The organism is Pseudomonas sp. MF6747 (assembly GCF_963890955.1).
Lineage (GTDB): Bacteria > Pseudomonadota > Gammaproteobacteria > Pseudomonadales > Pseudomonadaceae > Aquipseudomonas.
Window position 1 is genome coordinate 117,969 of sequence record NZ_CAWPSZ010000050.1, and the last position, 24,242, is coordinate 142,210.

26 protein-coding genes, 1 tRNA gene and 3 pseudogenes are annotated in these 24,242 nt (G+C 59.0%); 21 read left to right on the forward strand and 9 right to left on the reverse strand.

Annotated features, from left to right (window positions below):
• Positions 1–132: 132 nt before the first annotated feature.
• Positions 133–513 carry a response regulator gene (locus tag AACW30_RS26045; protein ID WP_106578253.1) on the reverse strand — a complete coding sequence of 127 codons (381 nt, stop codon included), beginning with the start codon at positions 511–513 and terminating at the stop codon, positions 133–135.
• Between the two features lie 178 nt (positions 514–691).
• On the opposite strand from AACW30_RS26045, the gene AACW30_RS26050 reads away from it, so the two are divergent.
• Complete coding sequence (locus tag AACW30_RS26050; protein WP_106578254.1) at positions 692–1,066, forward strand: c-type cytochrome; 375 nt, start codon at positions 692–694, stop codon at positions 1,064–1,066.
• Here the strand turns inward: AACW30_RS26050 and AACW30_RS26055 are convergent, their stop codons facing one another.
• Complete coding sequence (locus AACW30_RS26055; protein WP_200623817.1) at positions 1,067–3,088, reverse strand: LTA synthase family protein; 2,022 nt, start codon at positions 3,086–3,088, stop codon at positions 1,067–1,069.
• 840 nt (positions 3,089–3,928) lie between these two features.
• A pseudogene (locus AACW30_RS26060) lies at positions 3,929–4,237 on the reverse strand (hypothetical protein); the annotation flags it as partial.
• Here AACW30_RS26060 and AACW30_RS26065 point away from each other — a divergent pair.
• Positions 4,237–4,728, forward strand: a pseudogene (locus AACW30_RS26065) (sensor histidine kinase); the annotation flags it as partial. The pseudogenes AACW30_RS26060 and AACW30_RS26065 overlap by 1 nt on opposite strands.
• A gap of 222 nt (positions 4,729–4,950) precedes the next feature.
• On the opposite strand, the gene AACW30_RS26070 reads toward AACW30_RS26065, so the two are convergent.
• The 3 genes from AACW30_RS26070 to AACW30_RS26080 are packed head-to-tail and all read right to left on the reverse strand — an operon-like array spanning position 4,951 to position 7,018.
• Complete coding sequence (locus AACW30_RS26070) at positions 4,951–5,574, reverse strand: DUF3916 domain-containing protein (protein ID WP_124418423.1); 624 nt, start codon at positions 5,572–5,574, stop codon at positions 4,951–4,953.
• 31 nt (positions 5,575–5,605) lie between these two features.
• Positions 5,606–5,857, reverse strand: coding sequence for a colicin E3-like toxin immunity protein (locus AACW30_RS26075; protein WP_124418422.1), 252 nt, complete (start codon positions 5,855–5,857; stop codon positions 5,606–5,608).
• Positions 5,858–5,863: 6 nt separating this feature from the next.
• On the reverse strand, positions 5,864–7,018 hold the full coding sequence (locus AACW30_RS26080) for a colicin E3/pyocin S6 family cytotoxin (RefSeq protein ID WP_200623818.1): 1,155 nt from the start codon (positions 7,016–7,018) through the stop codon (positions 5,864–5,866).
• Between the two features lie 360 nt (positions 7,019–7,378).
• On the opposite strand from AACW30_RS26080, the pseudogene AACW30_RS26085 reads away from it, so the two are divergent.
• A pseudogene (locus AACW30_RS26085) lies at positions 7,379–7,518 on the forward strand (DUF3077 domain-containing protein); the annotation flags it as partial.
• A gap of 226 nt (positions 7,519–7,744) precedes the next feature.
• The gene (locus AACW30_RS26090; RefSeq protein WP_169367566.1) at positions 7,745–8,380 is read left to right on the forward strand and encodes a LysE family translocator; all 636 of its coding nucleotides are present in this window, start codon (positions 7,745–7,747) and stop codon (positions 8,378–8,380) included.
• An 8-nt stretch (positions 8,381–8,388) separates the two neighbouring features.
• Here the strand turns inward: AACW30_RS26090 and AACW30_RS26095 are convergent, their stop codons facing one another.
• Together AACW30_RS26095 and AACW30_RS26100 are read right to left on the reverse strand one after the other, a co-directional pair.
• Positions 8,389–8,718 (reverse strand): hypothetical protein, encoded by a 330-nt coding sequence (locus AACW30_RS26095; protein WP_200623820.1) that lies wholly within the window; start codon positions 8,716–8,718, stop codon positions 8,389–8,391.
• 94 nt (positions 8,719–8,812) lie between these two features.
• A tRNA-Leu gene (locus AACW30_RS26100) sits at positions 8,813–8,897 on the reverse strand.
• 108 nt (positions 8,898–9,005) lie between these two features.
• Between AACW30_RS26100 and queA the strand changes: the two genes are divergently transcribed.
• From queA to AACW30_RS26130, 6 genes are all read left to right on the forward strand, one after another.
• The gene (gene queA / locus AACW30_RS26105) at positions 9,006–10,070 is read left to right on the forward strand and encodes a tRNA preQ1(34) S-adenosylmethionine ribosyltransferase-isomerase QueA (RefSeq protein WP_119736825.1); all 1,065 of its coding nucleotides are present in this window, start codon (positions 9,006–9,008) and stop codon (positions 10,068–10,070) included.
• A 5-nt stretch (positions 10,071–10,075) separates the two neighbouring features.
• Positions 10,076–11,191 (forward strand): tRNA guanosine(34) transglycosylase Tgt, encoded by a 1,116-nt coding sequence (gene tgt, locus AACW30_RS26110; RefSeq protein WP_003175976.1) that lies wholly within the window; start codon positions 10,076–10,078, stop codon positions 11,189–11,191.
• Between the two features lie 43 nt (positions 11,192–11,234).
• A complete protein-coding gene (yajC, locus tag AACW30_RS26115; RefSeq protein WP_003175975.1) occupies positions 11,235–11,573 on the forward strand; it encodes a preprotein translocase subunit YajC in 339 nt (112 codons plus the stop codon).
• A 62-nt stretch (positions 11,574–11,635) separates the two neighbouring features.
• On the forward strand, positions 11,636–13,504 hold the full coding sequence (secD, locus tag AACW30_RS26120) for a protein translocase subunit SecD (protein ID WP_106578266.1): 1,869 nt from the start codon (positions 11,636–11,638) through the stop codon (positions 13,502–13,504).
• 9 nt (positions 13,505–13,513) lie between these two features.
• Entirely contained in the window at positions 13,514–14,428 is a 915-nt protein-coding gene (secF, locus tag AACW30_RS26125; protein ID WP_106578267.1) for a protein translocase subunit SecF, read from the forward strand.
• A 123-nt stretch (positions 14,429–14,551) separates the two neighbouring features.
• Complete coding sequence (locus AACW30_RS26130; RefSeq protein ID WP_015885750.1) at positions 14,552–15,094, forward strand: glycine zipper 2TM domain-containing protein; 543 nt, start codon at positions 14,552–14,554, stop codon at positions 15,092–15,094.
• A gap of 203 nt (positions 15,095–15,297) precedes the next feature.
• On the opposite strand, the gene suhB is transcribed toward AACW30_RS26130, so the two are convergent.
• Positions 15,298–16,113, reverse strand: coding sequence for a type III secretion system regulator SuhB (suhB, locus tag AACW30_RS26135; RefSeq protein ID WP_003175971.1), 816 nt, complete (start codon positions 16,111–16,113; stop codon positions 15,298–15,300).
• 145 nt (positions 16,114–16,258) lie between these two features.
• Between suhB and trmJ the strand changes: the two genes are divergently transcribed.
• From trmJ to ndk, 11 genes are all read left to right on the forward strand, one after another.
• Positions 16,259–17,029, forward strand: a complete 771-nt coding sequence (gene trmJ / locus AACW30_RS26140) for a tRNA (cytosine(32)/uridine(32)-2'-O)-methyltransferase TrmJ (RefSeq protein WP_003210307.1) — start codon at positions 16,259–16,261, stop codon at positions 17,027–17,029.
• A gap of 2 nt (positions 17,030–17,031) precedes the next feature.
• Positions 17,032–17,817, forward strand: a complete 786-nt coding sequence (cysE, locus tag AACW30_RS26145; RefSeq protein WP_106578268.1) for a serine O-acetyltransferase — start codon at positions 17,032–17,034, stop codon at positions 17,815–17,817.
• A gap of 285 nt (positions 17,818–18,102) precedes the next feature.
• Entirely contained in the window at positions 18,103–18,594 is a 492-nt protein-coding gene (gene iscR, locus AACW30_RS26150; protein ID WP_003194020.1) for a Fe-S cluster assembly transcriptional regulator IscR, read from the forward strand.
• Positions 18,595–18,644: 50 nt separating this feature from the next.
• Positions 18,645–19,859 carry an IscS subfamily cysteine desulfurase gene (locus AACW30_RS26155; RefSeq protein WP_057723964.1) on the forward strand — a complete coding sequence of 405 codons (1,215 nt, stop codon included), beginning with the start codon at positions 18,645–18,647 and terminating at the stop codon, positions 19,857–19,859.
• 99 nt (positions 19,860–19,958) lie between these two features.
• A complete protein-coding gene (gene iscU / locus AACW30_RS26160) occupies positions 19,959–20,345 on the forward strand; it encodes a Fe-S cluster assembly scaffold IscU (RefSeq protein ID WP_003175965.1) in 387 nt (128 codons plus the stop codon).
• Between the two features lie 28 nt (positions 20,346–20,373).
• Positions 20,374–20,697, forward strand: a complete 324-nt coding sequence (gene iscA, locus AACW30_RS26165; RefSeq protein WP_003209680.1) for an iron-sulfur cluster assembly protein IscA — start codon at positions 20,374–20,376, stop codon at positions 20,695–20,697.
• Positions 20,698–20,705: 8 nt separating this feature from the next.
• Positions 20,706–21,227: a co-chaperone HscB gene (gene hscB, locus AACW30_RS26170; protein ID WP_200623821.1), complete on the forward strand. Its 522-nt coding sequence runs from the start codon at positions 20,706–20,708 to the stop codon at positions 21,225–21,227.
• Positions 21,228–21,275: 48 nt separating this feature from the next.
• Positions 21,276–23,138 (forward strand): Fe-S protein assembly chaperone HscA, encoded by a 1,863-nt coding sequence (hscA, locus tag AACW30_RS26175; protein ID WP_106578270.1) that lies wholly within the window; start codon positions 21,276–21,278, stop codon positions 23,136–23,138.
• Positions 23,139–23,141: 3 nt separating this feature from the next.
• On the forward strand, positions 23,142–23,483 hold the full coding sequence (gene fdx / locus AACW30_RS26180; RefSeq protein ID WP_015885743.1) for an ISC system 2Fe-2S type ferredoxin: 342 nt from the start codon (positions 23,142–23,144) through the stop codon (positions 23,481–23,483).
• 14 nt (positions 23,484–23,497) lie between these two features.
• Positions 23,498–23,698, forward strand: coding sequence for a Fe-S cluster assembly protein IscX (gene iscX / locus AACW30_RS26185; RefSeq protein WP_003238461.1), 201 nt, complete (start codon positions 23,498–23,500; stop codon positions 23,696–23,698).
• Between the two features lie 92 nt (positions 23,699–23,790).
• A complete protein-coding gene (ndk, locus tag AACW30_RS26190; protein ID WP_003175956.1) occupies positions 23,791–24,216 on the forward strand; it encodes a nucleoside-diphosphate kinase in 426 nt (141 codons plus the stop codon).
• The last annotated feature ends 26 nt before the right edge of the window (positions 24,217–24,242 follow it).

The window sequence follows — 24,242 nt, forward strand, 5'->3', positions numbered from 1 at the left end:
ACACAACTCATTGCCACCACCTGTGCGCACTAGGCGAAAAGGCTGACCGGCGGATCAGAAAAGTCACTCCTTGCGTGATTAATGACCACGGAAAAGCACCTCAAGTTCGCTTTCAGTGATATCGCGGCGATATCAGTGCAGGGACATACCCTGTTGGTTCAGCGCCGTTTGTACGCACTCAACCAGGTGTTCGGCGCTCCACGGCTTGGGTAAAAAACGCACGGAACCGCCCAACTGCGCCGCCAGCTTGATATTGCCGGAGGTCAGCACCACGGGCACAGACGGCCAGCGATGCGCCACCACCTTGCTCAAGTCATAACCATTGAGCAAACCGGGCATCTGGATATCACTGACAATCAAATCCACGGGGTCGTCGCCGCGCTCCAGGTAAATCATCCCTTCATCCGCCGAAGGAAATGACGTGACGTGCGCCCCGAAATCCTCCAGTACATCCACCATTAACGAGCGAATGATCTCGTCGTCTTCCAGCACTAAAATCGATGGCTGAGCCATGATCCTTACTCCACCATCAGGGTTCAGTAAGGTGGAGTGGGGCGGGCGTGAATAGGTTCGATTGGATATATTCCGGGCGATGGATGGTCGTTTTAGAGCGGTCAGGAAGGCGTTGCCCGCAGCGGCATACGTCGCTTGCAGGCATAATCGCCCCACCGTTGCCTGATGTGGAGCCTTCATGAAGCACGCCTTATTGACCCTCGCCCTGATTCTCACCACCGGCCCGGCTTTAGCGGCAGGCGATGCCGAGGCCGGCGGTAAGCTTTTCAGCAAGACCTGCGGCGGTTGCCACAGCATCGGCGAAGGCGCGCGCGGCGGCTTCGGTCCGCAGCTTAACGGCATCATCGGCCGCCCTGCCGGCACCACCACGGACTACCAGTACTCCGACGCGATGAAAAACTCGGGCGTGGTCTGGACCCGCGACAAACTCGCCGCCTATATCGAGGCGCCAAAAAAAGTCGTCAGCGGCACGCGCATGATCTTCTGGGGCATCAGCGACCCGCAAAAGATCGAAGACATCCTGGCCTACCTCGAAACCTTCCAGCCCAAATGATCACTCGCGCACGTTCCTGAACAGCATCAACCGCGCACTTTCATGCAGCCCGCGCGTCAGGCCCTGCAGGCGGTGAAACTCTTCAGGGTGCTGCTTGGCCACGTCTTCGCGAGGTGTTTGCGACGCCAGGTCATGCAGGGTTGGTGAACTGCCATCGTGTTGCATCTGCAACAGGAAGTCCTGGGTCACGCCGCCGATAATCGGGAACGTGCCCTCGTGCAACACCAGTGGCACCACACGTTCGCCTTCCGGGGCCGGCTGCTGGATGTCGCGGCCCATCGCGCCAGTGCGAAAGGGGATGCCTGCCATGCCGGCGACTGTCGGCAACAAATCCGCAAGGCCCACCGCCTCTTCAATCATCCGTGGTTGCAGGCCCGGCGCGTGGATCAGCAACGGTACGTTGTTGCTTTCCAGACCCAGTTGCTCGAAGGCCGGGGCCATGTGCGGTATCTGGCTGATGCGGGTGTTGTGGTCGCCGAAGAACACAAAAATGCTGTTGTCGTACCAGCCGCCGGCCTTGGCGATGTCCATCAGGCGGCCGATGTTGAAGTCCAGTAAACGCACTGCGTTGTACTGCTCGACGCTGCGCGAGCCAGCGGCCTGGGCCTGTTCCAGGGTCACGTCTCTGACCTGGAAGCCGTCGTTCTGCTTGGGAATGGTGAACGGGCGATGGTTGCCGGAGGTTTGCACGTAAGCGAAGAACGGCCTGTCCTTGGGCACGGCGCGCAGCAGTTGGTCGCCCTCCTTGAACAGGTCCAGGTCAGAGATGCCCCACACGTCCACCCGCGGTGAGCGCCAGTAGCTTTCGTCAAACAGCTGCACGCCATCGATGCTTTGGCGGATCAGCGCATTGATATTCGCCCAGCCAGCGTTGCCGTTGATCATGTAGAACTTCTGGTAGCCCTCGAACGCGTTGATCAACGTGTGCTGCCGCGTGATCAGCGGGTTACGCGTGGCGGTCTCCTGGCGGGTCACATCGGGCACGCCGGTGATGCTCGCCCACACGGTTTTGGCGGTGCCGGTGACGGGCACATAGAAGTGTTTGAAGAACCAGCTTTGCGTTGCCAACGTGTCCAGGTTCGGTGTGGGGTTCAGCGGGTTGCCGTAGGCACCGACGGCGCTGGTGCCGAGGGATTCGAGCATCACGAAAATCACATTGGGCGGGCGCTCGCCTTGCAGACGGTAGGGTTGCACGCCTTGTTCGCGGGTGAAATTCAGTTGTTGGGGATCGGGCTGGTCAACGCCCAGATACTCGGCAACCTGCGCATAATGTTCGCGCACTGTGGCTTCATCGAATTGCGCCTGGCCGACCTTGAGCGTGTCGTACAAAAACAGCACCGGGTTCAGGCCCACGGCGGCAACCTGGCTGTTGCCGGAAAAAAACGCATCGCTCCAGCGCAGCGGCACCGGGTTTTCCAGGTTGAGGTTGGCCACGCGGCCAAGCAGCGCCAGCAGCACGGCGACAACGCCGACGACGGCCACACAAGCCACGGCCCATTTGCTGATGACTGTGGGTTCGCGATCCAGGGTCAATCGCTCCAGGCACATCAACGCCCATACCCACAGCGCCACGGCGGCCAGCCAGCAGGCGGTTATCCACAGCACCGGGTAGGTTTCCCACACCATCTGTTGCGAAATCTGTGCGTCTTGCGGGTAGCGCAACACGGTCGCGTTGATGCGCACGCCGAGGTAGGCGTAGTGGCCGAAGTCGATGATGTACACCAGGCCGACCACGGCCAGGGCTACGACCAGATAGCCGCGCGCCAGCCAGCGCAGGGCGGGCAGGGTGGTGAGGTTCCAGCGGGGAAGCCAGGCCAGCACGGCCAGTGGCAACATGATCAACACGGCCAGGCGCAGGTCGAAACGCAGGCCGATGCCCAGGGTTTCCGCCAGCGCCGGGGTGTTTAAATCCAGACCGGAAAAGCTGATCAAAAACACCAGCCGCAGAGCCGCCAGCAACGCAAATACCAACCCGATCGCGCCCATGCCGTAGCGCAGGCTGCGTGATTGCAACACACCCATCATTGACCTCTACTCAGTCTCACAAACACCACACAGCAAATGTGGGAGCGGGTTTGCCCGCGATAGCGGTGCTTCAGTGCCAGCGTGGTTGCCTGACACGCCGCCTTCGCGGGCAAGCCCGCTCCCACAGTTTGAGTTGCATTAACCGGGTGACTACGCAGTAGCCCGCCAGAACCGGATCGACCCAATCGGATCGCCATCAGTGACCCTTCCCAATTTCCAAAACGACATCACTCCAATGTGGGAGCGGGCTTGCTCGCGAAAGCGGTCTATCAGTGCCAAAGTTGTTGCCTGACACGCCGCCTTCGCAGGCAAGCCAGGTCCCACAGTTTGGATCGTGTTAACCAGTGACTACGCAGTAGCCCGCCAGGAGCGGATCGCCATCGGTGACCCTTCCCAATTTCCAAAACGACGCTGATCAAAGGTGGGAGCGGGCTTGCCCGCGAAAGCGGTTGATCAGTGCCAAAGTTGTTGCCTGACACGCCGCATTCGCGGGCAAGCCCGCTCCCACAGGTTGAGTTGCATTAACCCGACGACTACGCAGTAGCCCGCCAGAACCGGATCGACCCAATCGGATCGCCATCAGTGACCCTTCCCAATTTCCAAAACGACACCACTCCAATGTGGGAGCGGGCTTGCCCGCGAAAGCGGTGGTTCAGTGCCAGCGTGGTTCCCTGACACGCCGCATTCGCGAGCAAGCCCGCTCCCACAGGTTGAGTTGCATTAACCCGGCGACTATGCAGTAGCCCGCCAGGAGCGGACCGCCATCGGTGACCCTTCCCAATCTCCAAAACGACGCTGATCAAAGGTGAGAGCGGGCTTGCCCGCGAAAGCGGTTGATCAGTGCCAAAGTTGTTGCCTGACACGCCGCCTTCGCGGGCAAGCCCGCTCCCACAGGTTGAGTTGCATTAACCCGACGAATACGCAGTAGCCCGCCAGGAGCGGATCGATCAGGTAATCCCAATAGTTCTCCGACGCCTTGAGCCGCAGTGCGAAGGCCAGGGTGCCCACTGCCAGCATCCACACCGCCAACGTGTTGCGCAGCCAGAGCAGCAGTAACGCCGCCGCGCCCACCAGTACAATCATCGGCCGCGGGTTGAAGCCCCAACGGTAAGGGTCGTAATACGTCAGGCCCATCGTGGCTGGATACGCGTATTGGCAGCCAGTTGCTGACCATGGCGCGCATCGAACCGCAACTGAACAACCCCGTGTGTAAGCCTGTGCAACTGACGGAACTGGTGCGCGAAGAACTGGCTGAGCTGACGCCACTGGCGATGGAGAAGGGTGTGGAGCTGGTGCTGGAAGGGGAAGAAGAATGCTGGGTGCAAACTGAGCCGGTGGCGCTGGCGATTGCGTTGCAGAACCTGGTGACCAATGCGCTTAACTTTTCGCCTGCGGGCAGTGAAGTGAAAGTGGTGATCGACGCTGACTGCTTGAGCGTGGAAGACCAAGGTCCGGGGATTGATGAAGCGGAAATGGAGCGGTTGTTTGAGCGGTTTTACAGTCGGGATAACGCTAATGGCGCTGGGCTGGGGTTGGCGATTGTAGAGATGATTGTGGGGAAGATTGGATGCAGGCTTACGCTGCACAATCTGGAGCAGGGCGGCCTGCGCGCGCGGCTGGTATTCAACGAAACCTGAATCAACCCCGGCTCAAATGTGGGAGTTGTCGAGCCCCAGCGAGGCTACGATGGGATCGCCTCGGTACGCCTGACTGACCGAAGCACTTGCATCGCTGCGCTCTTATGTCCTTTGCGCCTCTAGCGGCAAAAAATCCGTCTGGTACGCCGCGAAGGCGACGCGGAACAGCGCATGAAAACACGGAGATAGTGTGTTGAGGGACAGTGACTAGGCCAAGTAGAGCTAAGAGATCGGGCCGAACAAATGCGGGTGCTGCGCCTGGAAGGACCTGAAGGTCTGGTACTTCCAGCGCTCACCACCTGGGTCTTCGTCTGTCGTGCTGACCTCGCCGAAGTACCAGTGCTCTGACTCGAAGATATCTCCGTCTTCATTCTCGTGAACGAAGTGAAAGCCGACTTCGTGAAGCCCCGGTGGGATGGTCAGGCTCCATTCTTTGGCCAGGCTTCGGCCAGTGATTCGAGCTTGGCGAAAGTACTCATAGTCGAAAGGTTGAGTGTGGCCGAGATAGCGAGCTTTATCGGTGTAGATACAGACGCGGCTTGAGAACATATCCGGAACCATGACGCAGGCGACAACCCAGCATTCCGGGGCGTCGTCTGGTCGCGCTTTAAGCAGATGGCCTGAGACATTGATCAACTGTTGAGCACAGTGCGCCTGAATTTCCGGTGTGGTTTGTTTGCCCTCAACAAGATTTTCGATGACGGGGATTCTTTCGGTTACGTAGTCAGGTTGAGGCGGTAATTCTTCGTAGAAACAGCCTTCGAAGCTGTCGGCCCAGCGGCTCAGGGCTCTTAGGCGCCTGGGGATGTTGCGGAGCTTTTTGTTTGTTAGTGAAAGTCTGCGCATGGAGTCTTATTTTTCCTAAGTGAGGTCACAGTTATGCATCTTCGTAATCGAGTGCTATGAAATAGTCGCTGTCTGTAAGAGCGATTTCATGAGCGAATAAGGGTTGCACAAGCGATAGCCATTCCCGGCGCAGTTCAAACATGCCGTTATTGACTACCTCCTCCTTCGAGAGCCCTAGCGTTGTGACAACGGAGTAGTCCTCCCCCAGATCCTTTGAGTCTTCGGTGCCAACCAACCATTCCGTGGTTTTGTCGAACCAATCTAATCTCACTTTAAGTCCCATATAGCCTCACAAGTATTTAGCGATGTTTCGTTTTTTGTTTGCCGGTTTCAGTTGCTCGCCCGTTATATGACTGAATGCCCCGATGTGGCTTCCATCACTTGCTCGATAGGCTTCTAGCTCGCCGTGTTGTGAATCCCATTCATAGATTGTCCGCCCTTTTTCATCAATCCAGCGTTCTCTTAACCCACCGCCGCCCTGTTTTGGAGTTTTAGGCTTTGCCTTTATCAGGTTCAAAAATCCGGTTATTTGCTCCGCTTTAGGCGCCTTGTGGTACTTGTGATCCCCAGCCCGAACGCTAACCACCACATACAGCGGCCGAACCCCCGACTCCACTGGAAACACCAGAATAAAGTCCCGATACTCCGGCGGATAAATCGGGTTCACCAGAATCTGTGCGGCCTTCTCCGTCGGGGGGTAAATCCAAATCACCGGCGCTTGTGGCGCAGCTTCCAATGCCGGAATACCCAGCGTATCCCCCGGATCAACCGCAGGCGTCCAGATCAGTTCCACGCCCTCACCCAAGTCCGCCACAAACTGGTCGCCACGGCTTTGGAACTGCACCACATCAATCATCTGCCAGTCGGCATGGTTGCCCGTGTAAAACCCGTACCCCTTGAGCGTACCGTCCCCACGCTGCTCGACATGCAAACGCATCTGCGACCGCGCCCGTTGCAGCGAACGCAACTGCTCCTCGCTGTAGAGCGCGCTATCACCCAGCTCCGACGGCCAAGCCAGCGCCACCAAGCCCGCCAATAAACCACCGGCTACAGTGCCAGCGGCGGTTGCTGCGGATTCCACCACCGCCGAACGCAACGCCAACTGCCCCAAGCCAACGGGCAGGGCACTGCCGCTGATCTTGCGCAAAGCAACCGCGCCTCGGCTGTCCACCTCGCGCCCACCCAACAGGCTGAAGTGGCCGTAATCCTTGATCAGCTCCAACGGTACGTAACCGCTGGGGTCGTTGTAGCGAATGATGCCGTCGGGCAGTTGGCAGGGTTTGGTGAACACGCAACCGGGAAGCTTCGCGGGCGTAGGCGCCGGTGCAGGTGTTCGGTCGAGCAACACCATGGGCGGCGAATAGGGCACCCGTTTCGGCTGCGGCATCAGGATTCGTCGTTTGAGTTGTTCTTCTTCGGTGATGGGGTACACGCGTTCTGACATGACGGGCTCACTTCCTTGTGCGAGGGAGTGAGCGTACGAGGTGGGATCAGAGGTTGATGTCGGGTTTGTTCGATGGTGTGCGTGGGAAAAGTCAGCTGGTTTCTAGCGACCCAAAAATGGGGAGTTGGGTTGCTGATGTTAGTGCCTACAGGCAGGTAGGACCGTTCTGAATTTGCTCCTGGGTCATCTTTAGCTCCTAAGCGTTTGCTACGGTCGCGAGCCAAATACGCGATGGATACGCCGAATGCTCACGTTCAACACCCTTTGGAAAAACCATCCCGAAATTTTCGGAGACGCTGCTCCATGCCGAACCAACGGCGCCAAGAATTTCAGTGATCAATGCGCGATCAACCTTGGCGTGCCGCCATGGACAACAGCACGGATCGCTGCGCCTGGGCGGCGCATTATTTGGGGGAGATGGCGAAGGCGGTGGTGGATGATTTGGCCAATGGGCTGTTGCCGAATGGGTGATGGAGGAGGGTGACGCTGTTGGTGTGTAGGCGGGTGAGTTGAGGGTGTGGCGGCTGGCGTCTTCGCAGGCAAGCCAGCTCCTACATTGGAGGGTGTACATCCGTTGAATCAGTGTTGGCAGTAAAAGAGACCTTGGGGCGCCAAGGTCTCTTTATTTGTCTATGTGTATGACGTTTTGCTCGCGGATCTGTATCTAACGGCCTGCTTTTCAACGCCCTACCATGGTGCCCAGCACAACTCTTAAGGAGCGACACCATGCCCGAACTGTCCAGCTGGCTGGCCTACGGCCTGATCTCACTCGGCATGGTACTCACGCCCGGGCCGAACATGATTTACCTCATTTCCCGCTCGATTTGCCAGGGGCGCACGGCCGGGTTGATCTCACTGGGCGGCGTTGCGTTGGGCTTCCTTGTTTATATGTTTTGCGCGGCATTGGGCATCACCGCGTTGGTGATGGCGGTGCCGTTTGCCTACGACGCGCTGCGACTCGGCGGGGCGTTGTACCTGGTGTACCTGGCCTGGCAGGCGGTCAAGCCGGGTGGTCGTTCGCCCTTTCAGGTTCGGGAATTGCCCCAGGACAGCCCGCGCAAGCTGTTCATGATGGGCTTTGTGACCAACCTGCTGAACCCCAAAGTGGCGGTGATGTATTTGTCGCTACTGCCGCAGTTCATCGACCCGAACGGGCATGGCAGCGTGCTGACGCAGTCCCTGGTGCTGGGCTTTACGCAGATTGCCATCAGCGTGAGCGTTAACGCGTTGATTGCCATGATGGCGGGCTCCATCGCGGTGTTCTTCGTCACCCGCCCGGGCTGGCAGGTGGTGCAGCGCTGGGTGATGGGCTCGGTGTTGATGGGGTTGGCGCTGCGGATGGCGGTTGAGGGGCGGCGGTAAGTCGCGCGTCACAGGATGGCTTTCAGGTAGTCCTTGAGTGCGTTGAGCGGGGCGTGGAGTGCTTCCAGTGTCGGGGCTTGGCGCACGTCCACCGCAAGCCGTTGCAGCTCACGCCCCATCACCGTGCTTGGGCCGCCCAAGGAGTCGAGTGCTAACGTTAGGCATTCATCAAGCTTGAGTTGAATCGTGGCCAAATCCCCCTGACGCACCAACAAACCGAATACCTCGCGCTCATACCCGTCCATGACCAGGTCATCGCGCAGAATCGGGCTCGCGCCTTCGGTCTCATGCACCAGCTTGAGAGCAAAAAGGGCAACAGCTTCCAGCGTCAATTCCATGGTCCCGGCTCCTTAACGTCTGCGTTCGCCTGCGGCTGCTCACTTTTCGACAGGCGAAAAAAAAGACCTTGAATTTCAAGGTCTTTCTTTAAGATGGTGCCCCGAGGGAGACTCGAACTCCCACTCCTTTCGAAAACGGATTTTGAATCCGCCGCGTCTACCAATTCCGCCATCAGGGCTCAATGGCGGCGAAGTATAGAGATGAGATTACCGTTGGTCAATCACGTTTCATGGTCTATTTTCACTATTTCCGCTAGACTTCCCGGCCCTGCTAGACGAACCCCATCATGCGCGTTGCTGACTTTACTTTTGAGCTCCCTGATTCGCTGATCGCTCGCCACCCTTTGGCCGAGCGTCGCGCCAGTCGACTGCTGACCCTGGACGGGGTGAGCGGTGCCCTCGCACACCGTCAATTCACTGATTTGCTTGAGCATTTGCGCCCAGGCGATCTGATGGTGTTCAACAATACCCGGGTGATTCCGGCACGGCTGTTTGGCCAGAAAGCGTCCGGCGGCAAGCTGGAAATTCTGGTCGAGCGGGTCCTGGACAGCCATCGCGTGCTGGCCCATGTGCGCTCCAGCAAGTCGCCGAAACCGGGCTCGAGCATCCTGATCGATGGCGGTGGCGAGGCCGAGATGGTCGCGCGCCATGACGCGCTGTTCGAGCTCAAGTTTGCCGAAGAGGTGTTGCCGCTGTTGGAACGCGTCGGCCATATGCCGTTGCCTCCTTATATAGACCGCCCCGACGAAGACGCGGACCGCGAGCGCTACCAAACGGTGTACTCCCAGCGCCTGGGTGCTGTTGCCGCGCCGACGGCCGGGCTGCACTTTGACCAGCCGCTGCTGGATGCGATCGCCGCCAAAGGCGTCGAAAGCGCCTACGTGACTCTGCACGTGGGGGCCGGCACGTTTCAGCCGGTGCGTGTGGATAACATCGAAGACCACCATATGCACAGCGAGTGGCTGGAAGTCAGCCAGGAAGTGGTGGATGCGGTGGCGGCGTGCAAGGCGCGCGGCGGTCGTGTTGTGGCGGTGGGCACCACCAGCGTGCGGTCGTTGGAGAGTGCGGCGCGTGATGGCGTGCTCAAGCCGTTCAGCGGCGACACCGATATCTTTATCTTCCCGGGCCGGCCGTTTCATGTGGTCGATTGCCTGGTGACCAACTTCCATTTGCCGGAATCCACGCTGTTGATGCTGGTGTCGGCATTTGCCGGTTACCCGGAAACCATGGCCGCTTATCAAGCTGCTATCGCCAACGAGTACCGTTTTTTCAGCTACGGTGATGCGATGTTTATCACCCGAAACCCTGCGCCGACTGCTCCTAAAGAAGCGGGCCCTGAGGAACAACTATGAGTCGTATGTCGTTTGAATTGTTGGCCACGGATGGCAAGGCTCGTCGTGGTCGCCTCACGTTTCCGCGCGGCACCGTCGAAACCCCGGCTTTCATGCCCGTGGGGACTTACGGCACCGTCAAAGGCATGCTGCCGCGTGACATCGTCGCCACCGGCGCCGAAATCATCCTCGGCAACACCTTCCACCTGTGGCTGCGCCCGGGCACGGAAGTGATCAAGAAGCATGGCGACCTGCATGACTTCATGAAGTGGCAGGGCCCGATCCTCACCGACTCCGGTGGTTTCCAGGTGTTCAGCCTGGGCGCCATGCGCAAGATCAAGGAGGAGGGCGTGACCTTCGCCTCGCCGGTCGACGGTTCCAAGGTGTTCATGGGCCCGGAAGAGTCGATGCAGGTGCAGCGCGACCTGGGCTCCGACATCGTGATGATCTTTGACGAATGCACGCCGTACCCGGCGGACGAAGACGTGGCGCGTATCTCCATGGAGCTGTCGTTGCGCTGGGCTCAGCGTTCGAAGAATGCCCACGGCGACAACACCGCGGCGCTGTTCGGTATCGTTCAGGGCGGCATGCACGAAAGCCTGCGCAAGCGCTCGCTGGAAGGCCTGGACAAGATTGGCTTTGACGGCCTGGCCATCGGCGGTTTGTCGGTGGGCGAGCCCAAGCACGAGATGATCAAGGTGCTGGATTACCTGCCAGGCCTGATGCCGGCTGACAAACCTCGTTACCTTATGGGCGTTGGCAAACCGGAGGATCTCGTAGAGGGTGTGCGCCGCGGTGTGGACATGTTCGATTGCGTGATGCCAACCCGTAATGCCCGCAATGGGCATCTGTTCATCGATACAGGCGTGCTGAAGATCCGTAACGCGTTCCATCGCCATGATGATTCGCCGCTGGATCCCACCTGTGACTGCTACACCTGCCAGAACTTCTCGCGCGCTTATCTGCACCATCTGGACAAGTGCGGGGAAATGCTGGGTAGCATGTTGAATACCATCCACAATTTGCGTCACTACCAAGTCCTGATGGCTGGTTTGCGCGAGGCTATTCAACAGGGTACATTGGCCGCCTTCGTCGATGCCTTCTATGCCAAGCGCGGGCTCCCTGTGCCGCCCTTGGACTGAGTTTTCCGACCCTAAGATTCACTATTTGCAACTGGAGTGCTAAATGAGCTTTTTTATCTCTAATGCCATGGCTGACGCCGCTGCGCCTGCCGCTGCCGGCCCTATGGGCGGTGGTTTTGAGTGGATTTTCCTGGTCGGCTTCCTGGTTATTTTCTACCTGATGATCTGGCGTCCACAGGCCAAGCGCGCCAAAGAGCAGAAAAACCTGCTGGGCAGCCTGCAAAAAGGCGACGAAGTTGTGACCACTGGCGGCATCGCCGGCAAGATCACCAAGGTTTCCGATGCTTTCGTGGTTCTGGAAGTCTCCGACACCGTAGAAATGAAGTTCCAGAAGGGCGCCATCGCCGCCACGTTGCCAAAAGGCACGCTCAAAGCGATCTGAGTAACAACCTTTACCAATCGACGGGGCGCGCAAGGCGCCCCGCGTTATAAGCGGGCGGCGTGATGCTGAACAAATACCCTCTGTGGAAATACGTACTGATCCTGGCGGTGCTGGCGATCGGTTTTATTTATTCCGCTCCCAATCTTTATCCTGATGACCCTGCGATCCAGATCACGGGCGCCAGCACTTCGCTGCAAGTCAATCAGGCTGACCTGGAACGCGCGAGCAAAGCGCTCACCGACGCGGGCATTCAGGTTAAAGCGGCAACATTGGCGGCTGATGCGAAGGGCGGCTTGTTGCGCCTGACCAAGGCAGAAGACCAATTACCGGCCAAAGACGTTGTGCGCAAGGTCATGGGTGACGACTACGTTGTCGCGCTGAACCTGGCACAGACCACGCCAAAGTGGCTGCGCAGCATTGGCGCGCACCCGATGAAGCTGGGTCTGGACTTGTCCGGTGGTGTGCACTTCCTGTTGGAAGTCGACATGGACAAAGCCCTCGACGCACGCCTGAAAGTCTACGAAGGCGATGTGAAGAGCCTGCTGCGCAAAGAGAAGTTGCGTTATCGCAGCCTGCCGCAGCTCAACGGTGCCATCCAGCTGGGCTTCTCTGACGAAGCGTCCCGCGAACAGGCCCGTGCGCTGATCCGCAAGAACTTCAACGATTTTGACATCGTGCCGGCCGACCTCAATGGTCAACCTGTACTGCGTCTGGCGATGACCCCAGCCAAGCTGGCGGAAATCCGCGAATACTCCATCAAGCAGAACTTGACCACGGTACGTAACCGCGTCAACGAGCTGGGTGTGGCTGAGCCGATTGTTCAGCGTCAAGGCGCCAACCGCATTGTGGTTGAGCTGCCGGGCGTGCAGGACACTGCTGAAGCCAAGCGTATCCTGGGTAAGACCGCCAACCTGGAGTTCCGTCTGGCTGCTGAGCCGGGTGCTTCTCGCGCGACTGCCGAAGAATTCGAGTTCCGTGAAGGTAACCGTCCTCCAGCGTTGATCGAGCGTGGCTTGATCATCACCGGCGACCAGGTCACCGACGCCAAGGCAGGTTTTGGCGAGCACGGCACGCCTGAAGTGAACATTCGTCTGGATGGTCATGGCGGCGAATTGATGAGCCGCGCCACGCGCAGCAACGTTGGTCGCAGCATGGCGGTGATCTTCATCGAGCAGCGCCCGATCACCACCTACACCAAGCAAGTGGTCAACGGCGTCGAGAAAGACGTGCCGGTGCAGACCTTCAAGGAAGAGAAGAAGATCATCAGCCTGGCGACCATCCAGTCGCCGCTGGGTGCTCAATTCCGCATCACGGGCCTGAACGGCCAGGGCGAATCGTCCGAGCTGGCACTGCTGCTGCGTGCCGGTGGTCTGGCGGCGCCGATGTACTTCGCTGAAGAGCGCACCATTGGCCCGAGCCTGGGTGCTGACAACATCACCAAGGGTATCGACGCAGCCTTGTGGGGCATGCTGTTCGTGTCGCTGTTCATCATCGCCATCTACCGCTTCTTCGGTATCATCGCCACCGTGGCCCTGGCGGGCAACATGGTCATGCTGCTGGCGCTGATGTCGCTGCTGGGCGCTACGCTGACCCTGCCAGGCATCGCCGGTATCGTACTCACCATGGGTATGGCGGTAGACGCCAACGTACTGATCTTCTCGCGGATTCGTGAAGAGATCGCGGCGGGCATGACCGTACAACGTGCAATCAACGAAGGCTTCGGCCGGGCATTTACCGCTATTCTCGACTCCAACTTGACCACTTTGCTGGTCGGCGGGATTCTCTTTGCCATGGGCACCGGCCCGGTCAAAGGTTTTGCGGTCACCATGTCCCTCGGTATCTTTACCTCGATGTTCACGGCCATCATGGTGACCCGCGCAATGGTCAACCTGATCTTTGGCGGGCGTGACTTCAAGAAGTTGTGGATTTAAGGGGCTGCCATGTTACGTACAATCAACTTCATGGGCGTTCGCAACATTGCGTTCGGCGTCACTGTGCTCCTTACCGTTCTGGCGCTGTTCAGCTGGTTCCATAAGGGCCTGAACTACGGTCTGGACTTCACCGGCGGTACGCTCATCGAGCTGACCTACGAGAAGCCGGCCGACGTTACGCTGGTGCGCAACGAGCTGGTCAAGGCCGGCTATCACGAAGCCATCGTGCAGAGCTTTGGTGCGACCACCGACCTGCTGGTGCGTATGCCAGGTGAAGACCCGCAACTGGGTCACCAGGTAGCCGAAGCCTTGCAGAAGGTCGGCGGCGACAACCCGGCGTCGGTCAAGCGCGTTGAGTTCGTAGGCCCGCAGGTGGGTGAAGAGCTGCGCGACCAGGGCGGCCTCGGCATGCTGATGGCGCTGGTCGGCATCATGATCTACCTGGCGTTCCGCTTTCAGTGGAAGTTCGGCGTCGGCGCAATTGTGTCGCTGATCCACGACGTGATCGTGACCGTGGGTATCCTCGCGTACTTCCAGATCACCTTCGACCTGACGGTGTTGGCGGCGGTGCTGGCGATCATTGGTTATTCGCTCAACGACACCATCGTGGTATTCGATCGGGTGCGTGAAAACTTCCGCGTACTGCGCAAGGCGTCGCTAATCGAGAACATCAACGTCTCGACGACCCAGACCCTGCTGCGGACCATGGCGACATCGATCTCCACCTTGCTGGCGATTGCTGCGTTGATGATCTTCGGTGGCGACAACCTGTGGGGCTTCTCCCTGGCGCTGTTTATCGGCGTTCTGGCGGGTACCTACTCGTCGATCTACATCGCCAACGTGGTGCTGATCTGGCTGAACCTCAACAGTGAAGACTTGATCCCTCCTGCCGCTACCGGCAAGGAGGTCGACGACCGTCCTTGACGGGCGCTTGTTGACACGCTGTTACAAAGAAGGCGCGAGTATTGAACTCGCGCCTTTTTTTTTGCTCCAAGGCTGGGTATAGCGCGGACGTTTCGGTCCGTTTGTGATGGTCAGGAGGTTCACGTGAACAAGTCGTTGCTGGTTGGTGCGGTATTGGGTGCTGTCGGTGTGACTGCCGGGGGTGCTGTTGCCACCTACAGCCTGGTAAAAAGCGGCCCTGAGTATGCGCAAGTGCTGGCGGTGCAGCCGGTGAAGACCCAGATTAAAACCCCGCGCGAGGTCTGCAAGGACGTCGCCGTAACCCGGCAGAAGCCGGTGCAGGATCAACATCAAATCGTCGGCACCGTGGTTGGTGCGCTGGCCGGTGGCCTGTTGGGCAACCAGGTCGGTGGCGGTAATGGCAAGAAGCTGGCGACTGTAGCCGGTGCGGTGGGTGGCGGTTACGCCGGTAACAAGGTTCAGGAAGGCATGCAGAACCGCGATACCTACACCACCACACAAACCCGTTGTAACACCGTCAACGACATCAGCGACAAGGTTGTCGGCTATGACGTGCGGTACACCCTGGATGGCAAAGAAGGTTCGGTGCGCATGGACCGTGATCCAGGTGGCCAGATTCCAGTGGATAAAGAAGGTCGTTTGGTCCTGGGGCAAAACCAGCAGTAATTCCAGGCCGAGCGCGGTTCAAAATGTGGGAGCGGGCTTGCTCGCGAACGCGGAGTGTCAATCAACAGATTTATTGACTGGCTACCGCTTTCGCGAGCAAGCCCGCTCCCACATTGGGTATGGGTGACGCTGGAATTGCCGTATCGCCCAAATGACAGGCATAAAAAAAGCACCCCTCGGGGTGCTTTTTTGTGCCCGCTCGCTTAGCGCTTCAGCGAAGCCGGCAGGTGCGGCTGGATCGCCGTCAGTACAGCCTTGAAGCACTTGGTGTTACCGGCAACGACGTGGCCTTTCTCAAGGAAGTCGTGGCCGCCAGTGAAGTCGCTCACCAAACCGCCAGCTTCTTGAATCAGCAGGGCGCCTGCGGCCATGTCCCACTCGGACAGGCCCGACTCCCAGAACGCATCAAAACGACCGGCAGCTACATAGGCCAGGTCCAGGCTGGCTGCGCCAGCGCGACGGATACCGGCGGTCTGGCCAACCAGGGCGCGGAACATGCCCAGGTAGTTTTCCAGGTTGTCCATCTGGTCGTCACGGAACGGGAAGCCCGTGCCCAGCAGGGCGCCGTCCAGGCTGGTGCGACCGCTGACACGCAGACGGCGACCATTCAACTGGGCCCCACGGCCGCGGCTGGCGGTGAATTCTTCCTGGCGAACCGGGTCCAGAACCACTGCGTGTTCCAGGCGGCCGCGGTATTTGCAGGCAATGCTCACGGCAAAGTGTGGAATGCCGCGCAGGAAGTTGGTGGTGCCATCCAGTGGGTCGATGATCCACAGGTAGTCTTCGCCTTCGCCGCTGCCTTTGTGCAAACCGGTTTCTTCGCCGAGGATGCCGTGGGTAGGGTAGGCCTTGCGCAGAGCGTCGATGATTTTCTGTTCGGCGGCGCGATCCACCTCGGACACATAATCCTTGGCGTCTTTTTCGTCGACCTTGATGGTATCCAGGCGCTCGATGGAGCGGAAGATCAATTCACTGGCGCTGCGGGCGGCGCGCAGCGCGATATTCAGCATGGGCTGCATGGATGTGTCACCTAAGGTTGTTAAAGAAAGCCGGGCATTCTAGCAGAAACTTTCTTCAGGTGAAGGACGACGTTAGCTTTCATGGCATAACCTTAGGCTGTTCTGTAAGATTTGCTCCCCTTTCCCGTGTCCGAGAGCGCCTCCCTTGCTGCAAAACATTCGTGTCGTTTTGGTCAATACCAGTCATCCCGGCAACATCGGCGGGGTGGCGCGAGCCATGAAAAACATGGGGCTGACGCGCCTGGTGCTGGTCGAGCCGCGCGTGTTCCCGCACCACGAGGCCGATGCCCGTGCATCCGGCGCCAATGACATCCTCGAAAAAGCCCAGGTCGTCGCCACGCTGGAAGACGCCTTGGTCGGCTGCAACCTAGTGCTCGGCACCAGCGCCCGCGACCGTCGCATCCCCTGGCCGCTGCTGGATCCGCGCGAGTGCGGCACCAAAGTAGTGGAAGAAGCTGCCGGCGGCGCAGAAATCGCCTTGGTATTCGGCCGTGAAGACTCCGGCCTCACCAATGAAGAGCTGCAGCGATGTCATTACCATGTGCACATTCCATCAGACCCTGAATTCAGTTCGCTGAACCTCGGGGCGGCGGTGCAGGTATTGAGTTATGAAGTGCGCATGGCCTGGCTGGCCGCTGAAGGTCAGCCGAGCAAGGTAGAAAAGGATGAAGTCGCATCGACCAAGAGTGGCGAACTGGCCACGATGGACGAGCTGGAGCGATTCTATGAGCACCTGGAGCAAACCCTGGTGGCCATCGAATTCCTCGATCCGGAGAAACCACGGCACTTGATGGCGCGCCTGCGTCGCTTGTACGGGCGCAGCTCGGTCAGTCGAGCAGAGATGAATATATTGCGTGGCATCCTCACGGAAACCCAGAAAGCGGCCCGTGGCGAGCTGCTTAAGCGGAAGGATTAAAAATGTTCGAGCGTTTGCGAGAAGATATCCAGAGTGTTTTCCACCGTGACCCGGCGGCGCGCAACGCCTTTGAAGTGCTGACCTGCTACCCGGGCATGCACGCGATCTGGATTCACCGCCTGTCCGGCGCGTTGTGGGGCATGGGCTGGAAATGGCTGGCGCGCGTGGTGTCGAACTTCGGCCGCTGGTTGACCGGCATCGAGATTCACCCGGGTGCCAAGGTGGGGCGTCGCTTCTTTATCGACCATGGCATGGGCATTGTGATTGGCGAGACCGCCGAAATCGGTGATGACGTGACCCTGTATCAAGGCGTGACGCTGGGTGGCACCACCTGGAATAAAGGCAAGCGCCACCCGACTTTGGGTGATGGCGTGGTGGTAGGGGCGGGCGCCAAGGTGCTCGGTCCCTTTACGGTGGGTGCCGGTGCCAAAGTAGGTTCCAATGCTGTGGTGACCAAGGCCGTGCCGCCTGGCGCCACCGTTGTGGGCATTCCTGGGCGGATCATCGTCAAGCCGGAAGTCGGCGACGAGCAGGAAGCCAAGCGCAAGGCCATGGCTGAGAAGATCGGCTTCGATGCTTACGGCGTCAGCGAAGACATGCCTGACCCCGTGGCGCGTGCCATTGGGCAATTGCTTGACCACTTGCAGGCAGTTGACGGCAAGCTGGACGGCATGTGCGGCGCGTTGAAGGAGCTGGGCAGCAGCTATTGTGCGAAAGATCTGCCTTCGCTGCGCGAAGAAGACTTCGCTGAGATCAAGAGCGAACACGCCACAACCAAGGCTGGGTGAGCGCGGCCCCTGTGGGAGCTGGCTTGCCTGCGATAGCGGTCTGCCAGCCACCCTTTCATTGCTGATCCACCACTTTCGAGGGCAAGCCAGCTCCCACATTTGATCTCCACTGGTCTTGAGATAAGGCTTGGGCCCTGTTCCCGCTGTTCGATCCCACCCCATCCTGCTATGATTCGCGCGCCCTTTTTACGGGTAATCCTGACTAAAGTACTAGGTCTTATAGTTGACTTAAATACTCGGGAATCGCATACTTGCTCCCATTCTGAAACACCTTGGTACTTGTCCATGAGACTGACTACAAAAGGCCGATACGCGGTAACCGCCATGCTTGACCTGGCCTTGCACGCGCAAACTGGGCCGGTGTCCCTGGCCGATATCTCCGAGCGCCAAGGCATTTCCCTGTCCTACCTCGAACAGCTGTTTGCCAAATTGCGCCGTAGCAACTTGGTTTCCAGCGTACGTGGGCCGGGTGGTGGCTACCAACTGTCCCGTGACATGCAGGGCATTCAAGTAGCCCAGGTGATTGACGCGGTCAACGAATCCGTCGATGCCACCAAATGCCAGGGTTTGGGTGATTGCCACGCCGGCGACACCTGCCTGACGCACCACTTGTGGTGTGACTTGAGCCTGCAGATCCATGAGTTTTTGAGTGGTATCAGCTTGGCTGATCTTGTGACTCGCCGTGAGGTGCAAGAAGTAGCCCAGCGTCAGGACCAGCGCCGTTGCAACACCAAGGCGCCGCGTCTGGACAAGATCGAAGCGTCCGCCGTCGAGTGACAGCCGCAGAGCTAACGGCACGCCAGCCAGCCTGATTTAGGAGAAAGTCCATGAAATTGCCGATTTACCTTGATTACTCAGCGACCACCCCGGTTGATCCGCGTGTCGCGCAAAAGATGAGCGAATGCCTGCTGGTTGACGGAAACTTCGGCAACCCGGCCTCCCGTTCCCACGTGTTCGGCTGGAAAGCCGAGGAAGCGGTCGAGAATGCTCGTCGCCAGGTTGCTGACCTGGTGGGCGCCGACCCACGCGAAATCGTCTGGACCTCCGGTGCTACCGAGTCCGACAACCTGGCAATCAAGGGCGCGGCGCATTTCTACGCGACCAAAGGCAAACACCTGATCACCACCAAGATTGAGCACAAGGCTGTCCTCGACACCATGCGCCAACTGGAGCGTGAAGGTTTTGAGGTCACCTACCTCGAGCCAACCACCGACGGCATCGTCACCCCGGCCATGATCGAAGCCGCGCTGCGTGAAGACACCATCCTGGTTTCCGTGATCCACGTGAACAACGAAATCGGCACCATCAACGACATTGAAGCCATCGGCGAGCTGACCCGTTCCAAGGGCATCCTGCTGCATGTCGACGCGGCTCAGTCCACCGGCAAGGTCGACATCGACCTGTCGAAACTGAAAGTCGACCTGATGTCGTTCTCCGCCCACAAGACCTACGGTCCTAAAGGCATCGGCGCGCTGTACGTGAGCCGCAAGCCTCGCGTGCGCATCGAAGCCACCATGCACGGCGGCGGTCACGAGCGCGGCATGCGTTCCGGCACCCTGGCGACCCACCAGATCGTCGGCATGGGTGAAGCCTTCCGTGTAGCCAAAGAAGACATGGCTGCCGAAAACGTGCGCATCAAGGCGTTGAGCGATCGCTTCTATAAGCAGGTCGAGAACCTTGAAGAGCTGTACATCAACGGCAGCATGACCGCCCGTGTACCGCACAACCTGAATTTGAGCTTCAACTACGTCGAAGGCGAGTCGCTGATCATGGCGCTCAAGGACCTGGCGGTTTCGTCCGGTTCGGCCTGTACCTCGGCCTCGCTTGAGCCTTCGTACGTGCTGCGCGCCCTGGGCCGCAACGACGAATTGGCACACAGCTCGATCCGCTTTACGTTCGGCCGTTTCACCACCGAAGAGCAAGTCGACTACGCCGCGCAGAAAGTCTGCGAAGCCGTCAACAAGCTGCGCGTTCTGTCGCCGCTGTGGGACATGTACAAAGACGGTGTCGACATTTCCAAGATCGAGTGGGCGGCACACTAAATATAGAAGCCGCCACCCAAGCTCTGTAGGAACGTGGCGGAAAACGCAGGCGTTTTTACAGGGTTCCAGAGCGGCCCTGATGAGTGAGGATTCAGTACCATGGCTTACAGCGAAAAGGTCATCGACCACTACGAAAACCCGCGCAACGTCGGCAAGATGAACGCGGAAGACCCTGATGTCGGCACTGGCATGGTCGGCGCTCCGGCGTGCGGCGACGTTATGCGCCTGCAGATCAAGGTCAACGACGCTGGCGTTATCGAAGACGCCAAGTTCAAGACTTACGGCTGCGGTTCCGCCATTGCCTCAAGCTCCCTCGCGACCGAGTGGATGAAAGGCAAGACCCTGGATGAGGCTGTCACCATCAGCAACACCCAGCTGGCCGAAGAACTGGCCTTGCCGCCAGTGAAAATTCACTGCTCCGTACTCGCAGAAGACGCCATCAAGGCGGCCGTTCGCGACTACAAGCAGAAGAAAGGCTTGATCTAAGCATTTGGCGACGAGTAAGGAGTCAACGATGGCTATCAGCATGACAGAAGCGGCTGCGCAGCACATTCGCCGCTCCCTGAATGGGCGCGGTAAAGGTGAGGGGATTCGTCTGGGTGTTCGCACCACGGGCTGTTCCGGCCTTGCCTACGTGCTGGAGTTTGTCGACGAGGTGGTCGAAGAGGATCAGGTGTTCGAAAGTCACGGCGAGAAAGTGATCATCGACCCTAAAAGCCTTACCTACCTGGACGGCACCGAGCTCGATTTCGTCAAGGAAGGGTTGAACGAAGGCTTCAAGTTCAACAACCCAAACGTGCGCGGTGAATGTGGCTGCGGCGAAAGCTTCAACATCTGAGGCTATCTGTGGGTACTCCTTGTCATTTCGCTTTATTCGAGCTGCAGCCGAGCTTTCGGCTGGACCTCGAGCAGCTTGCCACGCGCTACCGAGAATTGGCGCGTGGCGTGCATCCGGACCGCTTCGCTGACGCTTCCGAGCGTGAGCAACGCCTGGCGCTGGAGAAGTCGGCCAGCCTCAATGAAGCCTATCAGACGCTTAAAAGCCCCCCGAAACGCGCGCGTTACCTGCTCGCGATGAATGGTGGCGAGTTGACGATTGAAGTCACGGTGCACGACCCGGACTTCCTGATGCAGCAGATGCAGTGGCGCGAAGAACTCGAAGACTTGCAGGACGAAGCCGATGTGGCCGGTGTCGCAGTCTTCAAGCGCCGTCTGAAAGTGGCCCAGGATGAGCTCAACGAAAGCTTCGCAGCCTGTTGGGATGATGCAGCGCAACGTGAACAGGCCGAACGCCTGATGCGGCGCATGCAGTTCCTCGACAAGCTCACCTACGAAGTGCGCCAGCTAGAAGAGCGCCTCGACGATTAACCCAGTGCTGCCCGTGCACGCCTGATAGACAGATAAGACCTGATTACCATGGCCCTACTGCAGATCGCCGAACCCGGCCAAAGCCCTCAACCGCACCAGCGTCGCCTGGCGGTCGGGATTGACCTGGGCACCACCAATTCCCTGGTCGCCGCCTTGCGCAGCGGCCTGTCCGAACCGCTGCCCGACGCCGATGGCCAGGTTATCCTGCCGTCGGCCGTGCGCTATCACGCTGACCATATTGAAGTCGGTGAGTCGGCCAAGCTGGCGGCGTCCTCCGATCCTTTGAACACCGTGCTGTCGGTCAAGCGCTTGATGGGTCGTGGTCTGTCCGACGTCAAGCAATTGGGCGACCAGCTGCCGTATCGCTTTGTCGGTGGCGAATCGCATATGCCATTCATCGACACCGTCCAGGGCCCCAAAAGCCCGGTGGAAGTGTCGGCCGATATCCTCAAGGTGCTGCGCCAGCGCGCGGAAACCACCTTGGGCGGCGAACTGGTCGGCGCGGTGATCACCGTGCCTGCGTATTTTGACGACGCTCAGCGCCAAGCCACCAAGGACGCGGCGAAACTCGCCGGTCTGAACGTGCTTCGCCTGCTCAATGAGCCGACGGCCGCCGCTGTGGCCTATGGCCTGGATCAGCACGCCGAAGGCCTGGTTGCAATTTACGACCTGGGTGGCGGCACCTTTGATATTTCGATCCTGCGCCTGACCGGCGGTGTGTTCGAAGTGCTGGCCACCGGTGGCGATACCGCCCTGGGCGGCGATGACTTCGATCACGCCATTGCCGGCTGGATCATCACCAGCGCCGGTTTGTCCGCCGACCTTGACCCGGGCGAGCAGCGTCATTTGCTGCAAACCGCCTGTGCGGCCAAAGAAGCGCTGACTGACGCCCGTTCTGTCGATGTTTCCTACGGTTCCTGGTCGGCCCAGCTGACGCGCGAAGCCTTCGACGCGCTGATCGAGCCGATGGTCGCTCGCAGCCTTAAAGCCTGTCGCCGTGCGGTACGTGATTCCGGTGTTGAGCTGGAAGACGTGGCTGCCGTGGTCATGGTCGGCGGTTCGACCCGTGTGCCGCGTGTGCGCGAAGCCGTTGCTGAGGCATTTGGTCGCCAGCCGCTGACCGAAATCGATCCGGATCAAGTGGTCGCCATCGGCGCCGCCATCCAGGCCGATACCCTGGCCGGCAACAAGCGCGACGGTGGCGAATTGCTGCTGCTCGACGTGATCCCGTTGTCCCTGGGGCTGGAAACCATGGGCGGCCTGATGGAGAAGGTGATTCCACGCAACACTACCATCCCCGTTGCCCGCGCCCAGGACTTCACCACGTATAAAGATGGCCAGACGGCCATGATGATTCATGTGCTGCAGGGTGAGCGCGAGCTGATCAGCGACTGCCGTTCCCTGGCACGCTTTGAATTGCGCGGCATTCCGGCGATGGTGGCCGGTGCAGCGAAAATTCGCGTGACCTTCCAGGTTGACGCCGATGGTCTGCTCAGCGTGGCTGCGCGTGAACTGGGTTCGGGCGTAGAAGCCAGCATCCAGGTCAAGCCGTCCTACGGCCTGACCGACGGCGAAATCGCCAAAATGCTCAAGGACTCGTTCCAGTACGCCGGTGACGATAAAGTCGCCCGCGTACTGCGTGAACAGCAAGTTGATGCGCAGCGCTTGCTTGAGGCCGTACAAGGCGCTCTCGACACCGACGGCGAGCGCCTGTTGGACGCCGAAGAGCGCATGGTCATCGACCTGCAGATGCAGGAACTGGCCGAACTGATGAAAGGCAACGATGGTTACGCCATCGAGCAGCAGACCAAGCGCCTGTCGCAAGTGACTGATGCCTTTGCCGCCCGCCGCATGGATCAGACGGTGAAAGCCGCACTGGCCGGGCGCAACCTGAATGAAATCGAGGAATAATTAATGCCGCAGGTCATTTTTCTGCCACACGCCGAGCATTGCCCGGACGGTATGGTCGTGGAGGCTGAGACCGGCAAGTCCATCCTCGAAGTTGCCCATGACAACCACATCGAGATCGAGAGTGCCTGCGGCGGTGTTTGCGCCTGCACCACCTGCCACTGCGTGATTCGCGAGGGTTTCAACTCGCTTGAAGAAGCGGATGAGCTGGAAGAAGACTTTCTGGACCGCGCGTGGGGCCTCGAAGCGACTTCTCGCCTAAGCTGTCAGGCAAAGGTTGGGACCGAAGACATCACCGTCGAAATTCCGAAATATTCCCTCAACCATGCGGCTGAAGCACCGCATTGATTCAAGGAAATGTCATGAGCCTGAAATGGGTTGATGTACAAGAAATCGCTATACAACTTGCTGAAGCCCACCCTGAGGTCAATCCTCTGACGGTCAACTTCGTCAAGCTGCGCAATCTGGTGATGGAGCTGCCGGACTTTGACGACATCCCCGACCGGGGTGGCGAAAAGGTTCTGGAGGCGATTCAAGGCCTGTGGATCGAAGAAGCAGACTGAGCCGCCTTATTACGCAGTTAGGCAATACCCAATAACCCGCGTATAATTCGCGGGTTTAATTTTTCGTAAATTACCGTTTCTGGAGTTACACCATGGCTGTTCAACGTACTTTCTCCATCATCAAGCCTGACGCTGTTGCAAAAAACGTCATCGGCGAGATCACCACTCGTTTCGAAAAAGCCGGCCTGAAGGTTGTAGCTTCGAAACTCAAGCAACTGTCCAAAGCTGAAGCTGAAGGCTTCTACGCTGAGCACAGCGCTCGTGGTTTCTTCGGCGACCTGGTTGCCTTCATGATCTCCGGTCCTGTTGTTGTTCAGGTTCTGGAAGGCGAAAACGCTATCGCTCTGAACCGTGAGCTGATGGGCGCTACCAACCCTAAAGAAGCAGCTGCCGGCACCATCCGTGCTGACTTCGCTGAGTCCATCGACGCCAACGCTGTTCACGGTTCGGACTCCGAAGCCGCTGCTGCTCGCGAAATCTCGTACTTTTTCGCTGCTACTGAAGTAACCGCTCGCTAAGCATCGGCTTAAAGAGTGAGGGTGAA